Source organism: Rahnella bruchi (assembly GCF_003614975.1).
GTDB lineage: Bacteria > Pseudomonadota > Gammaproteobacteria > Enterobacterales > Enterobacteriaceae > Rahnella > Rahnella bruchi.
This window is the reverse complement of sequence record NZ_QZWI01000010.1, coordinates 75,292-89,942: the sequence shown is the minus strand read 5'-3', so window position 1 is coordinate 89,942 and position 14,651 is coordinate 75,292. Positions and strand designations below refer to the sequence as shown.

Here is a 14,651-nt window from a genome sequence, read left to right as displayed (position 1 = left end):
GCCTCCTCCGTCCTGGAGGAAACTTCAATCCGCCGAAAAGGGCGACGGTAAGCCGCGCATAATAGAGAGAGGGAAAGCAGACAGATATCAGAGGGTATTTACAGACAGCAAAATAATGACCTACACCCGTAATCCGGAAAGCATTAGAAAACTTAAATAAGTTAGGAGAAGATCAGAATAATCCCCCCTTCCGATAATCAGCGAGTGTTAGAAATTCTGTGTCATTCCAGTAAAATCCCGACAAAAAGGAATGACACATGCCCCAGCCCTTCGATTTCGATAAAACCCTGAAAGCACTTCAGGATGGTCAGGCACTGACCGGAAAAGATGGCATCTTGACGTCATTAATCAAACAGTTAACTGAGGCCGCTCTCGCTGCCTAACTGGACTCTCATCTCGCTCAGGATGTTGCCGCTAACCGTAAAAATGCTTCGTCGAAAAAGACACTAAAAACATCCACCGGTACCTTTGAACTCACCACGCCACGCCCGCGATCGTAATGGTACTTTTGAGCCTCAACTGGTCAAAAAGCATCAAACTACGCTTTCCGATGAGATTGAGTGCAACATTATCCGCATGTTTGCATTGGGCATGAGTTACAAGGATATCAGCCAGGAAATTGAAGACCTGTATGCTTTCAGTGTCTCCAGAGCCACAATCAGCGCCGTCACCGATAAAGTTATTCCTGAGCTGAAACAATGGCAGCAACGCCCTCTTGAGGCGGTTTATCCCTTTGTCTGGCTGGATGCCATTCACTATAAAATCCGCGAAGACGGGCGCTACCAGAGCAAAGCCTTATACACCGTCCTTGCGCTGAATATGGAAGGCAAGAAAGAGGTACTGGGTCTGTATCTGTCTGAAAACGAGGGGGCTAACTTCTGGCTGTCAGTGGTGACCGATTTACAAAACCGTGGCCTGAACGACATTCTGATTGCCTGTGTGGATGGTCTGACGGGGTTCCCGGAAGCGATAAACAGTATTTACCCGGATACCGAAGTCCAGCTCTGCGTTATCCATCAGATCCGCAATTCGATTAAATATATCGCCTCAAAACACCATAAGGCGTTCATGGCCGATCTTAAGCCCGTTTATCGGGCCGTATCGAAAGAAGCAGCAGAAACGGCACTGGATGTGCTGGAGGTTAAGTGGAGCCAGCAGTACCCAGTAGTCATCCCGTCATGGCGAAGAAAATGGGAGGATTTGTCACATTACTTCCGCTATCCTGCGACGATCCGTAAGGTGATTTACACAACGAATGCGATTGAATCGGTACACAGGCAGTTCAGGAAGCTGACGAAAAATAAAGGGGCATTCCCCAATGAAAACAGTCTGTTGAAGCTACTTTATCTGGGGTTAATGAATGCGCAGAAAAAATGGACAATGCCGATCCAGAGCTGGAATTTGACATTGTCCCAATTGGCGATTTATTTTGAAGGCCGCCTCGATAAAGTGATGACGTTGTAATGAGCTTTTAACGTGACACAGAATTATGAACGCTCTCGATAATCAGAAGGGAGAGGCACAAACTCATTGTCTATGCTTATTACACGCCGAAGTTAAATGTCAGCATAGTATTCCCCGTGTAATCAAGGCCCTCGGAAAGATCGACACCTTGTTTGACTAATTCATCTTTGGATAACAGATAGGTATCCTGTAATCCTGAGTGAGTTACGGCAGAGTTGACAATATTCGCTGAGAATACTTTGGCAGAGACCAACTCCAATTCTGCAGGCGCAACATATTTTTGTTGATTTGTTGTCCATCCGTTCGTCGCATCTTTTACCATTATCGTCGCTCCAGCCCAGACACCATCGTCTTCTACGCCATCATTTGCACGAGAAATGCTTACAGTCTTTCCATCTGCGGTAGGTTTTGTCCACACGTAACTGACACCACCCACGGTCTTCTCCGGAGAGTTGGCATCGACAAGATTAAAGTTGATAGTTTTGAGGTTTGGGGCCATCCACGGCGCCTGAATCAAGGGGTTTTGGTAAGTGTCCGTCGCCTTAAAGGTTAGGTACGTGGCCGCGTCACAGGTTACTGTCAACTTATTAGACAATGCGGGTAGGCCGTTATAGCCTTTTGATTGCGGGATAACCGACGGCGACACTGCACCCAGGTTATACACCAAATCCGCCTGGTCACCGCCGTTCACCGTACAGGTCGGCGGCTTGATGTCCCCGTTGATTTTCAAATTCGCCACCGGTGCCGCCGTCACGCTTGCACTGGCCAGCACGGAGGCCACTAAAATCCCAAGGGTTTGCTTATTCATATTGCTTCCATCATCGTGTTTATTATCAAATTAACCCGCCCTCTCAGGCAGGTTCGCAAGAATGACAGGCTTAGACACCGAAGGCGAACGTCAGCACCGCGTGGCCGTCCAGCTGTGCCGTGCCGTCGCTGCTCTTCATGTCCGCGTTGAGCGTAGGCTGTACTGCGAAGTCAGCGGCAAACACCTGAGCGGCGGCCAGTGTGTCTTTGTCAGTCGCCCAGGACACCGTCTGCGTTTTATCGATAACGCCACTGGTCGCGTAAGTGCTGCCCACCAGCACGCCGACTGATGTATCCGCGGCACTTTCATTCGCTTTGACCGTCGCATTTTCCATGGTCACTTTGTAAAAACCGACCTTGGTGTCGTCGCCATACAGACCCAGACCAAAGTTGGTATTACCTGCGGTCAGCTCGGTACCCGCGCGCTCATCGGTGGCGTTGAAAGCCAGATAGGTCTGTGCGTCACAGACCACCTGAATATTTTGCGACTGCGGTGCCATAGTCAGGTTGCCACTCGCCGGGAACAGACCCGGAGAGACATCAAAGGTGTACAGCACGTCGGCTTCATCTACGCCGTTAACCGTACAGGTCGGCGGCGTGATGCTGCCGGTGACTTTGAGGTTAGCAACCGGTGCGGCAAAGGCAGAGCTGGCAACGGCGGTCAGGGCGAGGGCTAACAGGGATTTCTTCAACATGGGGTTTATCTCACTAAGTGTAAAAGGCACGCGCCTCCTCCGTCCTGGAGGAAACTTCAATCCGCCGAAAAGAGCGACGGTAAGCCCCGCATAATAGAGAGAGATATAACAGACAGATATCGGAGGGTATTTACAGACAGCAAAATAATGACCTACAGGCGTAGGCTGACACATAAAATAATGAAACAAACCAATAGGTAAATTTATGAAGAATGGGTACTGATTTCGTTTATAACTTTCATAACTACTCTTTCTAACGTATCAAACTGACTTATCACAACGTCAGTCTTTGAATTGTATACCGCCATAGATTCAAAAAATAAAGCTGCGTCTATAATAGGTTTAATATTAAGCAACTGTGCGGCACCATAAATCTTATGGGTAGCTTGTCGGAGTGCGTGGAGGTCAAGGGTTTCAACAGCTGACTTCGCTGCAGCAATATCCTTTAAGGTTTCGCTTTGGAATGTTATCAGTATCTTATTGACTAAATTAGGGTCCTTTGGCGAATTTTCTAAGATTAAAGACATATCAAAATAGTCATCAAGATCCCTTGGAGATAATGAGAAAGATAACTCTTCAATGGAATTTATTAATAACCTTCTGCTAATGGGCTTAAACAAACATTTATCCATTCCGGCCTCGAGACAGGATTGAGTATCATGGGCTTGTACGCTGGCCGTTAATCCCCAAATCGCCATTGAACTGTTGAACTTGCGGATTTCACGCGTAAGTTCGAGGCCATTCAGTCCCGGCATATGCAGATCGGTAATGAGTAAGTCGTAATGTCTGCGCTTCACCTTGCGCAATGCATCTTCGCCATCAACAGCGGTTTCAACATGATAGTTGTTCTCGTCCAGCTGACGTTCTAATAATATCCGATTGGTAGGGTGATCGTCGGCAATCAAAATATTAACCAACAGATGGGAATTTTTGCCCTCTTCGCCCTCCACTTTAGGTTCAAAGTGGGTATGCCTGATCGCAACGGGAAATGATAACTCGACGTGTGTTCCCTGACCCTTAACGCTTTCAAAAATAATGTTTCCTGACATCATGGAGATGAGCTTTTTGCAAATGACCAGCCCCAATCCTGAACCACTACTTTTTGTGCCATTTACTGCCCGCTGATATTTTTTAAACAGCTTTTCCTGCTCGCTGTCAGAAACGCCACATCCTGTATCAGAAACTGAAATACTTAATCGAAATTTATCTGAGGATTCAGTTATGATGTTTGACACAATTTCAACACTTCCAGTATCTGTGAATTTTACAGCATTGCTTAAAATATTACTGTAAATTTGCCTGAATGCCTGAGGGTCAATAAATAAATCACTCTCACCATTAAATCCATGCTTTAAATTCAATGAGATATTTTTCATTTTTGCTTCGGCTTCAAACGAACGTGTCGTCTCATTAATCAACTGAAAGAGGTCAACCCATTGGGGTTCAACTGAGTAATTTCCGCTTTCAATCTTATCCATATCAAGTACATCCCCTATCAATCCAAGTAGCGATCGCGCGGATGTGTAAGCAAGGGCCAAGGCTTCAGTACTTTCAGATTTAGTCAGGCGTCGGTTGGTTAATAATTCAAGAAATCCTATAACTGAACTTACAGGCGTTCTGATTTCATGGCTCATGTAGGCTAAAAATTGACTCTTTGCTTGAGTGGCGTGTATCGCTTTATTTCTTTCAGCTTCCAGCTCGGCGATAAGATGTTTTGACTCAGTCACATCCTCCCATCCGCAGATATAAAAATCATCCTGTGCAACTAAGTGTCGGCAAGCGGCAATCCAGTGTGAAACCTGTCTCGTTTCCTCACCCTGGTGTATAACCATTTCTTGCGTCACCATTTTTTCGTTGATATCGCTGAGAATAAAATGTTGTAATTGTAAAAAAACTTCATGTAATGGGGATTGGTCATCGGTTAATGTATGGGGGACTACTCGCTTAGTGCGTTCTGTAAAAAAGAGCCTAAAGGATTCATTGTAACTAAGGATCTCCCCGCGCTGGCTTACCAGATAGACGGGTAAAGGCATAGAGTCTGTTAATGTCTGCCTAAACTTCAGAAGATTTTCTAAATGCTGCTGGTGCTTTATCTTCCTTCTGATATTCTTTTGTAAAAATACCCACCCTGTTAGCCCAATGATAAACAGCGACAATGATATAAAAACAAGAAAATAGATTTCTTTTTTATACAACTCCCATGTGGATATTCTTATCTCAGGAGTTTGCAACCATTTTTCCGTAATCCTTGAAATCTCGCTTTCCGGAATGTTATTTAACACCTTGTTTAATATACTTTTAAATACCATGTTATTCTGTGGAAAAGCGAAACTTATAGACGCATCACTTATATCGGGTAAAACTGAATAATATAATATATCAACATAGTAATGCTCAATCATAAAACGAGCCGTAAGTTCGGTAGTTACTACTGCATCAAGCTTACCTTCAGCAACCGATTGTAGTGATGAACTGGAATTATCGACAGTGACCCACTGAACCTCGGGATAACGGTTCCTCAGTTCTGCTTCCTGTGCGTAATGTGAAGGCATACCCACCTTCATCTTACGTTCTAAGTTTTTTATTTTTAACGTTGCTTTATCTAACTTCGAAACAAACACCACAGGCGAAGTAAGAATTGTATCAGTAAATGTAATATGCTCATTGCGGAATTCATTAAATGAGGCAGCCAGTATGAGGCTATTATTTTTCATCTCTGCATCTTTATATAGTTGCTCGTTAGAGCTCACATCAATGATATCAAAATCAATACCGGTTTGCAGATGGACAATATTGAGGATATCGCCCATTATCCCTCTGACGGCCCCATTATCATCCAATAATGTAAAAGGAGGGAAGTATGGATTTACCAGCACTGAGAATTTTTTATTTTGTTTTATCCAATTCAACTCTTCCATTGTAAAACGGCAATTTTTTTGTGTAAAAAAGCAGATATCAACACCGATCCAGTTTCTTAGAATTTGGGTTCTGATATCACTGCTTAATGATGTAATAAAGCGCTCAATCAATCTTGCCAGAAGAGGTTGATCGTTTTTTGAAATAAAGTAGGTTTCTGCCACCGGCTCCCGATAATTTTTTATTAAATTTAGAGAATTTGGAAAAGACTTAGACATAAATGCGGCTGTTATTAAACCATTCCCAAAGAAATAGTCTGTTTCATTACTATCTACTTCTGACATTGCCTGATAATAACTTTTGAAGGATGTTATTTTTGCATTCGGAAACTGTTCTTTAATGAAATTATCAGAAGGACTATTACCTGCTCTGGCGATGCTCACATGATGATTGCTGCCAGAGGGAAGCATGGTGTTTTTTTTTGAGGAAATGAGCGCTGGAGAACTGCTTAGAATGGGCGATGATGTGAGATATTTTTCCTTTCCCACCTTCATCTCTGTAAAAGATGAAAGCACCATGTCGGCTTGATTACTTTCCAATGCAGCAAGTGCCTTTTCTTGCGTAGGATATTCATGAATAATGACCTTCAGTTTCAGTGACTTTTCCATAAGATGGAAATAATCTGCCAATATACCCTGAGCACGTGAAGATGAATCTTTGGAAAGTAACGTTGAGATTTCAAAAGGAGAAGTAGCAATTATAAGATTCTTTTTATGCTCAACCCAACGTGATTCTTCTTCATTGAGCTCAACCTTGTTTGCATAAGTTAAATTGCTATTTTTTATTTGACTGTAGGATTCATATATACCGTCAGCATAAGCATTTGACAGTACCATTAATAATAAAATGGATAAAATGTTTAGCACAATGCGCATCGCTTTACCCGACATTATTATGAGTAGAGAAAGCAAAGAGATCTATCAGTGATTTACAATCTAACTTTTCTAACAACCTTTTCTTATAGGTGCTGACTGTTTTGTTACTGAGTTTCATTTTTTCCGCAATCGTATTGTTATCTGCACCCTGGAGAATATAAAGTAACACATTGAATTCCTGAAGTGACAACGAGTCTAGCTTTTTCTCATCTGACGTCCATTTCCCAACATATTGTCCTAAAAATAACGGAAAATAGCTGTAGCCATTTTGTGCAGCAGTAACGGCAGCCATGAGGTTGCTCAGCCCTTCTTTTTTACTGACAAAACCACTTGCACCCGCTTCTGAACTGCGTCTGCTGTAAAACCGTTCATTTTTCGACGACACTACAATGATAATACCTTCATACCCTCTCTTTCTCAGGCGTTCCAGTATCTCCATGCCATTTACAACAGGTATATCTATATCTATTACCACCAGATCAGGATCAGTCGATTCTACCGCAAGCACCGCAACCTCACCGTCCTCCAACTCTCTGATGACCGTAATCTCGTTGTTTTCCAACAAATTTTTAATAGCGATACGAGCCAGAGGGTGGTCGTCAATAACAATTGCTTTCATAGTTATACCAAGAATCCCTTTTCAACAACTTACGTTTGTACACGGAGTATGCAGGATGATTTCTAAATGTAACTAATACAGGTTGGTGAATTTTCTTTTTTTCCAAATATATACATGCAATTGAAACCCGTTCCCATTTGTTAAAAATGTTAGCTAACATTTACAACATAAAATAACAGGCCTTTCCCTGGCGTAATTATATTGATCTAAATTAAGACAGTGAAATCGGGGAATTAACTTTGATAATTAATGCTAATTTAATGTGGGCTTTATCAAATTAAAATGATTTTAATCTGTTGTTTTTAAACAATTTTAAAGCGAGGCACATCCTAAAACCTACTGCGGAAATAATCCGCCGCACAGTTCATGTGGAATTTATTCATTTATTTTGGATGTAGCGGTGATATTATAAATTTGTACCCAAAAATAATAATAATTAACCCAAACTTAACATCAGGCATGTGAGAGTCGTAATTCTATGCTCCTTCAAAAAAAAACAACCCGTCGCAAGTTTTTACTTGGGTCGCTGATGGCGTTGCCTGTCGGCACCATCATGATGAAAGGACTGTCAGCGGCACAAGCTGCGGAAATGGCGGCTCCGGATTTACTCGATTATAAACCGATCTTTTTCAGCGCCGAGGAGTGGCAGTTTATTATGGCCGCTGCTGACCGTCTGATCCCCGCAGGCGGTAAAGGCAAAGCGCCGGGCGCGCTGGAAACCAACGTGCCGATTTTTATCGATCAGCAAATGCACGGCGATTTCGGTGAAGAAATTTACATGCAGGGCCCGTTCAACGTGCATGCTCCGGCGACGATGGGATATCAGATCCCTTTCCGTCCGCAGCAAATCTACAAAACCGGCATTCGCATCGCGAACAGCTGGTGTCAGCAAAATCATCAGAAAGCCTTCCATGAGCTGAACGATCAGGACAAAGACGACGTTCTGACACAGCTTCAGAAAAACGGCATCAAATTTGCGGATGCAGGCGAAGAAAATCTCGTCGCTTCGCAATTCTTCAGCGAGCTGCTTTCAGATACCAAACACGGTTATCTGGCAGATCCGATCTATGGCGGAAACAAAGGGATGAAGGCGTGGATTGCCATCGGATTCCCCGGCGCACGTGCCAGTTTCACCGAATGGGTTAAGCAGCACAACGTCCCGTATCCGCTGGGGCCTGTGAGCCTGCAGGGCGCGCGTGCCTGAGTGCCTCGCCCTATTCCCCTTTTCTGATGACTGACAGGATTTAAGATGGCAAAAGTAACGAAACCAGAAGTCGACGTCGTTGTCGTCGGCCTCGGCTGGGCTGGCTCGCTGATGAGTATCGAGCTGGCAATGGCAGGCCTGACCGTTCGCGCGCTCGAACGCGGCGGCGATCGCGGCTACGAAGAATTTGCATACCCGAAACCGGCGGACGAGTACGCCTACGCGGTGCGCAACAAAGTCATGGCGACCCCGGCTGAAGCGGCGGTCACCGTGCGATACAACATGAGTGAAACCGCCCTGCCCACCCGTAAATGGGGCGCGTTTGCGCCGGGTACGGGCGTGGGCGGTTCCGGTCTGCACTGGACGGCGGTTCTGATCCGCCCGACGCCAACCGATTTAAAACTCAAAACTTACGCCGATGAAGCGTACAAGCCGGGTATCTTGCAGGAAGACATGCGGATCATGGATTTCCCGTTCACCTGGGATGAAATCGAGCCGTATTACACCAAGTTTGAGCACATCTGCGGCCAGTCCGGCAAAACCGGCAACCTGCGCGGCCAGATTATGGAAGGCGGTGACCCGTTCGAAGGGCCGCGTTCCGAGCCGTATCCGCTGCCAGCGCTGGAAGATACGCTCAACAGCAGCATGTTTGCCGAAGTCACCAAAAAGATGGGCTATCACCCGTTCCCGAACCCGTCTGCCTGCGTGTCCCGCGCCTGGACCAACCCGTATGGCAACCAGATCGCACCCTGTAACTACTGCGGTTATTGCAGTAAATATCCGTGCCTGAACTACTCGAAAGCCTCGCCGCAAACTGCCGTAATGGACGCACTGAAACGCATGGATAACTTCTCCTATGAAGTCCACGCCAACGTGCTGAAAGTCGAGTTGCACGATGATAAGAAAACCGCCAAAGGCGTGATCTACATGGATGCAGACGGCAACGAATGCTTCCAGCCGGCAAAAATCGTGGTACTGAGCAGCTTCCAGTTCTGTAACGTGCGCCTGATGCTGCTGTCCGGCATCGGCAAACCATACAACCCGATCACCGAAGAAGGCGTGATTGGCCGTAACTACGCGTTCCTGAGCAACGGCGGCTCGACGCTGTTCTTCAAAGATAAAAACTTCAACCCGTTCGCCACCGCGGGCGCCACCGGCCAGATGTTTAACGACATCTCTCCGGGCAACTTTGATGGCCCTTCTTTAGGGTTCATCGGCGGCGCGAAAATCCACAGTTCTCAGGCCACCGGCACGCCAATCAGCACCTCGCTGCCAAAAGGCACGCCTGCGTGGGGCACAGGCTGGAAAGAAGGGATGGAAGAATGGTACGGCCATTCGATGAAAATCAGCATCACCACCACCTGCCAGTCGTATCGCGACATTTATCTGGATCTTGATCCGAACTACAAAGATGAATATGGCTATCCGCTGCTGCGCATGACTTTCGACTGGAAACAGAACGAGCTCAAATTGCAGCAATACCTGAAAGGCATCGTCGGCAATATCACCAAAGAGCTGAACCCGGACAGCTACAGCGAAAGCTTCCTGCCGATGGACGCGCACTTTGACCTGACCAAGTACGTTTCCACGCACAACGTGGGCGGTGCGGTGATGGGCGATAACCCGAAAACCTCGGCGCTGAACAAGTTCCTGCAAAGCTGGGATGTGCATAACGTCTTTGTGCCGGGAGGAAACGCGTTCCCGCAAAACTTCCAGGCCAACCCGACCGATACCATCGGCGCGATTACCCTGATGGCGGCGCAGGCGATTAAAGATCAGTACCTGAAAAACCCTGGTCCACTGGTTCAGGCATAAGCGGAGATGAACAGGATGAAACTCAAAAGTTTATTTATCGCTAACGCCTTGCTGCTCGGTGCGGGTTTTATGGCGAATGCGCAGGCAGACACGAATGTACAGCCTGACAACGCAGCGCTGATCAAACAGGGTGAATATGTGGCGCGTCTGGGCGACTGCGGCGCGTGTCATACGGTGGCGGGAAAACCGGCGTTTTCCGGCGGACTGGCGATCAATTCGAATCTGGGCACTATTTATTCGACCAACATCACACCGGATAAGGACCATGGCATTGGTGGTTACACCGAAGCGCAGTTCTCCGATGCGGTGCGAAAAGGTGTTCTGCCGGACGGTACCCGTTTATATCCGGCGATGCCTTATCCGGATTACGCCAAAATCAATGATGAAGATATGCATGCGCTCTACGTTTACTTTATGCAGGGCGTAAAACCGAGCGCGGAACAACCGCCGGAAACGGATCTGAGTTTCCCGTTCAGCCAGCGCTGGGGGATGCGTTTCTGGAACTGGGCGTTCGCGTCTGATAAGCCCTTCCAGCCCATCGGCGGCGCTTCTGAGCAGGTCAACCGTGGCGCGTATCTTGTGGAGAGTCTCGGTCACTGTGGCAGCTGCCATACACCGCGCGGTTTCGGCATGAACGAAAAAGCGCTCGACAGCAGCGACTCTGATTTCCTGGCGGGCGGCAGCCTGAATAACTGGGATGTGCCTTCCCTGCGCGGCGTCGCGCACTGGAATGAGCAGGAAATCGTCGATTATCTGGGCAAAGGACGTAATGACAAAGCGGCGGTGGGCGGCGAAATGACGTCTGTGGTGGAAAACAGTACCGCTCACATGACCGATGATGACCTCAAAGCCATCGCGGCGTACATCAAATTCCTGGGTGGCAACCCGCCGGTTCCGGCAGAGGACACGCAAAAAGCCAGCGCGACCGAAGCCAAACTGACCGCGGCGAAAAACCTCAGCGAAGGCGAGCGTTTGTATCTGGATAACTGCGGAGCCTGCCACTTTGTGACCGGCAAAGGCGCACCGGGCGTGTTCCCGCAGCTGGATCAGGCAACGATTGTGAATGCGAAAGACCCGACCGGGTTGATCCACACCATCCTCGCGGGCGCACAGCAACCGTCCACCGCACGCGCACCGTCCACACTGGCGATGCCGGGCTTTGCAAACCGTCTGACTGACGAAGAAGCGGCGCAATTGTCGACCTTCATCCGTCAGGGCTGGGGCAACAACGCACCGGCAGTCACGGCGAAAGACGTCAGCGAAGTCAGAAAAACCCTGACGAAGTAATCAGTCTTGCAGGCTCAAACGGCTTTCCTCGCGGAAGGCCGTTTTTATATGCGTGCTCAGGCGGCGGGGGTTTCATGCAAATGGCGCCACAGAATTTTCCCTTGTGCATCCACCTCGAATATCACCGTGGAATAACGCAGCGTTTCCGGCTGTCCGGGCAACTGCTGGCGTTCCTGATACGCGACGACCGCACCTTTTTCACTCTCAGTAATCACCACCGGCTTTTCGACTTCAATATTCAGCCCGCTTTTCGCGCCTCGCTGCGCCCGGAAAAAAGCACGCAAGCCCGGATAGTCCAGCCGGTGACCGGTGATCGTTACCATCGAATAGGCCGGACTAAACCGCGCCAGCAGATCGTCACACGTTTGTTCAGCCGCTTGCGCATCAGAAAACCAGCGCTGAATTAACACATGCGCATCAAACACTTCTTTCACAAAACGATTCATTTTCTTTCCTGTTAACGACTCTGTTGATTGAGTTCCTGCACAATTTCACGGCCCGGCAACCGCAGGCACAGCATGACCGGAACAATAACGCTGGCGGCGGCAAAAATGAACGCCAGGCGGAAGGCCGATTGCGGGGCGTAAATCTGCAAAATATTGAGCATCACGCTGACCAGCGTCACGCCAAGACAAAAACTCAGCTGGCGGTTGATGTTCCAGAGCGCACTGGCATCCGCCAGTTTCTGTGTCTGAACATGTAAGAACGCGCCACTTTGCGCCGTGCTGCTGCACAAACTGCTGCCCGCTCCCATCAGCGTGAACGCGGCGACCGCCAGCCAAGGCTGTGCGGGAAACCCGCTGAGCAGCGCCAGCAAGCCAATACCTGCGCCCTGGATCAGGCAGCCCGGAATAAAGAGCGCCCGCGGCCCGATGCGGTTAAACATTTTGCCGGTAAAACTGATGGCGGCAAACGATGCCAGCGACCACGGCAACATCAGCCCGCCCGACTGCGCCGCCGAAAAGTGATGTTCATTTTGCAGATACAGCATGGCAATCAGGCTGACGCCGGTAAACACGCCGGGAATGCATTGATAAACCAGCATGCCGGTGCGCAACAGCGGATCTTTCATTAACGTCAGCTCCAGCAAAGGCCGCGTGCTTTTTTGCGATCTCCGCACAAACATCGTCATGAGCCCTGCGCCCGCCAGCAATAATGCGCCACCGCTCAGCCATTCGCGGCTTTCACCCAGAGACGTCAGCCCCCATAACACCAGCGCCAGCCCGCCGTTGAGCAGCGCAAATCCCTTCACATCGAACCTTTCTGCCGGTTCCCGCGGGGTTTGTGGCAGCCAGCAAAACGCCAGAACCCAGGCCAGCAGCGCCAGAGGCAGGCTGGCAACAAATACCCAGCGCCAGCTGAAACTGTCCACGATAATGCCGCCGATGGCCGGAGAAAGTGCCGGTGCCAGCAGCCCGACCAGCATGATCACCGCCGACAGTCTGGCGCGCTCATGGCTGCGGTAAAGCGCATACGTCAGCGTCTGACCGAGCGGGATCAGCAATCCGCCGCCCAGCCCCTGCACAATGCGCCAGCCAATCAGCGTGGTCAGATTTGTGGCGCTGGCCGCACCGAGTGAGGCGAACATAAAAATCGTCAGCGACAAAATAAACACCCGTCGCGCACCGAACCGACCGGCCAGACCGCGGCTGAGCGGGATAACCAGCGTCAGCCCGAGAATATATCCCGTGCTGACCCATGCCAGCGCGCTGACCGGCGCAGTAAACTGCCGCGCGATACCGGGATACGCCACGTTGGCGATAAACATGTTGATCAGATCAACGAAAAAACCGAGCAAATATACTGCGGCAACCCGCGCCCTGTGACTCATCTGCACTCATCCACGATCCGTTAAGGCAGGCAATGTAGCGGAGAACTTCTCAGGGATAAACGGGCGCGGAGCAGTTACACTGTCAAAATAATTTTGACAATCAAGGCGCAGGAAATGCTGAATTTACAGCGGCTGGAGATTTTCGTCGCGGTGGTTAACGCAGGCAGCTTTACCGGCGCGGCGGCTTTGCTCGGGCTGACCAAAGCAGTCGTCAGTTTCAACGTCAAACAGCTGGAAAGCGAAACCGGCGTCGCGTTGCTGACACGCAGCACACGACGGCTGGCGCTGACTGAATCGGGCGAACGCTTTTATCAGCGTTGCCAGGATTTATTGCAGGAAGCCGAAGCGGTGCTGGACGATGTGCGCCGCGATCACGGCGGCCTGAGCGGACAGTTGCGCATCACCAGCACGCCAGAATACGGTGCGCGCGTGGTGGTTCCGGCGCTGGCGGCGTTTTCCGCACTGCATCCGCAACTGCGTATTCAGCACGTTGCCTCTTCTAATCACGATGACCTGATTGCCGGACGCTTTGATCTGGCGATCCGCCTCGGACAGTTAGCCGATTCCAGCCATCATGCCGCCACGCTGGGAAATTTTGAAATCCTGCCGGTGGCCTCGGCGGCGTACTTGCAGCGTTCGGGAAATATTCAAACGCCGGAACAGCTGGCTCAGGCCTCATGGATTGCCCACAGCCGTCTGCCGCTGCCGATGAGCTGGCCGGTGACCAATACCCGTGGAGAAAAGATCCCCTTTCGAGTTGCTTCGCCTCCGGCCGTGACCGCCGACAGCGCGTCGGCGTTGTTAGCTTTCGCGCTTGCGGGAGCGGGTGTCGCCCTGCTGCCGGACTGGCTGGTGCAACCGGAAATCGACGCACAGCGTTTATGCCATTTGCTGCCCGATCACCGTTTCCCACCTCAGGGCATTTTCGCGCTGTATCCCAACACCCGTCATGTGCCGGAGAAGGTAAGACGGTTTATTGATTTTTTGCAAAAACAGATGGCGGAGTGAGCATCATCTGAATAATCAATAGGAGATAATTTTGAGAATGCGGCCTGCCCGGCCATTTCCATCGACAGGTCTGAACGATGTGTCGATGATATAAACATATCGCGCCAACATGTCGATGGAATGCGATTTC

At 49.2% G+C, this 14,651-nt stretch carries 10 protein-coding genes and 1 pseudogene; 5 read left to right on the top strand and 6 right to left on the bottom strand.

Features of this window, described 5'->3' with window-relative positions; genetic code table 11:
• The first annotated feature begins 257 nt into the window (after nucleotides 1-257).
• A pseudogene (locus D5398_RS16730) lies at nucleotides 258-1,464 on the top strand (IS256 family transposase).
• A gap of 79 nt (nucleotides 1,465-1,543) precedes the next feature.
• Here the strand turns inward: D5398_RS16730 and D5398_RS16725 are convergent.
• The 4 genes from D5398_RS16725 to evgA form a co-directional block, all read right to left on the bottom strand.
• The gene (locus tag D5398_RS16725) at nucleotides 1,544-2,272 is read right to left on the bottom strand and encodes a type 1 fimbrial protein (protein WP_120508637.1); all 729 of its coding nucleotides are present in this window, start codon (nucleotides 2,270-2,272) and stop codon (nucleotides 1,544-1,546) included.
• A 70-nt stretch (nucleotides 2,273-2,342) separates the two neighbouring features.
• Nucleotides 2,343-2,966 carry a fimbrial protein gene (locus D5398_RS16720; protein WP_120508636.1) on the bottom strand — a complete coding sequence of 208 codons (624 nt, stop codon included), beginning with the start codon at nucleotides 2,964-2,966 and terminating at the stop codon, nucleotides 2,343-2,345.
• A 203-nt stretch (nucleotides 2,967-3,169) separates the two neighbouring features.
• Entirely contained in the window at nucleotides 3,170-6,757 is a 3,588-nt protein-coding gene (locus tag D5398_RS16715; RefSeq protein WP_162940776.1) for a response regulator, read from the bottom strand.
• Between the two features lie 4 nt (nucleotides 6,758-6,761).
• Complete coding sequence (gene evgA / locus D5398_RS16710) at nucleotides 6,762-7,376, bottom strand: acid-sensing system DNA-binding response regulator EvgA (protein WP_120508634.1); 615 nt, start codon at nucleotides 7,374-7,376, stop codon at nucleotides 6,762-6,764.
• 478 nt (nucleotides 7,377-7,854) lie between these two features.
• Here evgA and D5398_RS16705 point away from each other — a divergent pair, with 478 nt between their 5' ends.
• From D5398_RS16705 to D5398_RS16695, 3 genes are read left to right on the top strand one after another with little or no spacing between them, the layout of a single operon-like run.
• On the top strand, nucleotides 7,855-8,580 hold the full coding sequence (locus tag D5398_RS16705; RefSeq protein WP_119825913.1) for a gluconate 2-dehydrogenase subunit 3 family protein: 726 nt from the start codon (nucleotides 7,855-7,857) through the stop codon (nucleotides 8,578-8,580).
• A gap of 45 nt (nucleotides 8,581-8,625) precedes the next feature.
• Nucleotides 8,626-10,395 carry a GMC family oxidoreductase gene (locus tag D5398_RS16700; RefSeq protein ID WP_095925350.1) on the top strand — a complete coding sequence of 590 codons (1,770 nt, stop codon included), beginning with the start codon at nucleotides 8,626-8,628 and terminating at the stop codon, nucleotides 10,393-10,395.
• Nucleotides 10,396-10,410: 15 nt separating this feature from the next.
• Complete coding sequence (locus D5398_RS16695; protein ID WP_415838552.1) at nucleotides 10,411-11,682, top strand: c-type cytochrome; 1,272 nt, start codon at nucleotides 10,411-10,413, stop codon at nucleotides 11,680-11,682.
• Between the two features lie 56 nt (nucleotides 11,683-11,738).
• Here the strand turns inward: D5398_RS16695 and D5398_RS16690 are convergent, their stop codons facing one another.
• The gene (locus tag D5398_RS16690) at nucleotides 11,739-12,128 is read right to left on the bottom strand and encodes a DUF4440 domain-containing protein (protein WP_120508632.1); all 390 of its coding nucleotides are present in this window, start codon (nucleotides 12,126-12,128) and stop codon (nucleotides 11,739-11,741) included.
• Nucleotides 12,129-12,139: 11 nt separating this feature from the next.
• The gene (locus tag D5398_RS16685; protein ID WP_120508631.1) at nucleotides 12,140-13,513 is read right to left on the bottom strand and encodes an MFS transporter; all 1,374 of its coding nucleotides are present in this window, start codon (nucleotides 13,511-13,513) and stop codon (nucleotides 12,140-12,142) included.
• Between the two features lie 114 nt (nucleotides 13,514-13,627).
• Here D5398_RS16685 and D5398_RS16680 point away from each other — a divergent pair, with 114 nt between their 5' ends.
• Nucleotides 13,628-14,521 (top strand): LysR family transcriptional regulator, encoded by an 894-nt coding sequence (locus D5398_RS16680; protein WP_120508630.1) that lies wholly within the window; start codon nucleotides 13,628-13,630, stop codon nucleotides 14,519-14,521.
• Nucleotides 14,522-14,651: the final 130 nt, after the last annotated feature.

Bases quoted from the DNA above. Each gene is read 5' to 3' on its own strand.
- D5398_RS16725 (WP_120508637.1), bottom strand. From the start codon at position 2,272: ATGAATAAGCAAACCCTTGGGATTTTAGTGGCCTCCGTGCTGGCCAGT.
- D5398_RS16720 (WP_120508636.1), bottom strand. From the start codon at position 2,966: ATGTTGAAGAAATCCCTGTTAGCCCTCGCCCTGACCGCCGTTGCCAGC.
- D5398_RS16715 (WP_162940776.1), bottom strand. From the start codon at position 6,757: ATGCGCATTGTGCTAAACATTTTATCCATTTTATTATTAATGGTACTG.
- evgA (WP_120508634.1), bottom strand. From the start codon at position 7,376: ATGAAAGCAATTGTTATTGACGACCACCCTCTGGCTCGTATCGCTATT.
- D5398_RS16705 (WP_119825913.1), top strand. From the start codon at position 7,855: ATGCTCCTTCAAAAAAAAACAACCCGTCGCAAGTTTTTACTTGGGTCG.
- D5398_RS16700 (WP_095925350.1), top strand. From the start codon at position 8,626: ATGGCAAAAGTAACGAAACCAGAAGTCGACGTCGTTGTCGTCGGCCTC.
- D5398_RS16695 (WP_415838552.1), top strand. From the start codon at position 10,411: ATGAAACTCAAAAGTTTATTTATCGCTAACGCCTTGCTGCTCGGTGCG.
- D5398_RS16690 (WP_120508632.1), bottom strand. From the start codon at position 12,128: ATGAATCGTTTTGTGAAAGAAGTGTTTGATGCGCATGTGTTAATTCAG.
- D5398_RS16685 (WP_120508631.1), bottom strand. From the start codon at position 13,513: ATGAGTCACAGGGCGCGGGTTGCCGCAGTATATTTGCTCGGTTTTTTC.
- D5398_RS16680 (WP_120508630.1), top strand. From the start codon at position 13,628: ATGCTGAATTTACAGCGGCTGGAGATTTTCGTCGCGGTGGTTAACGCA.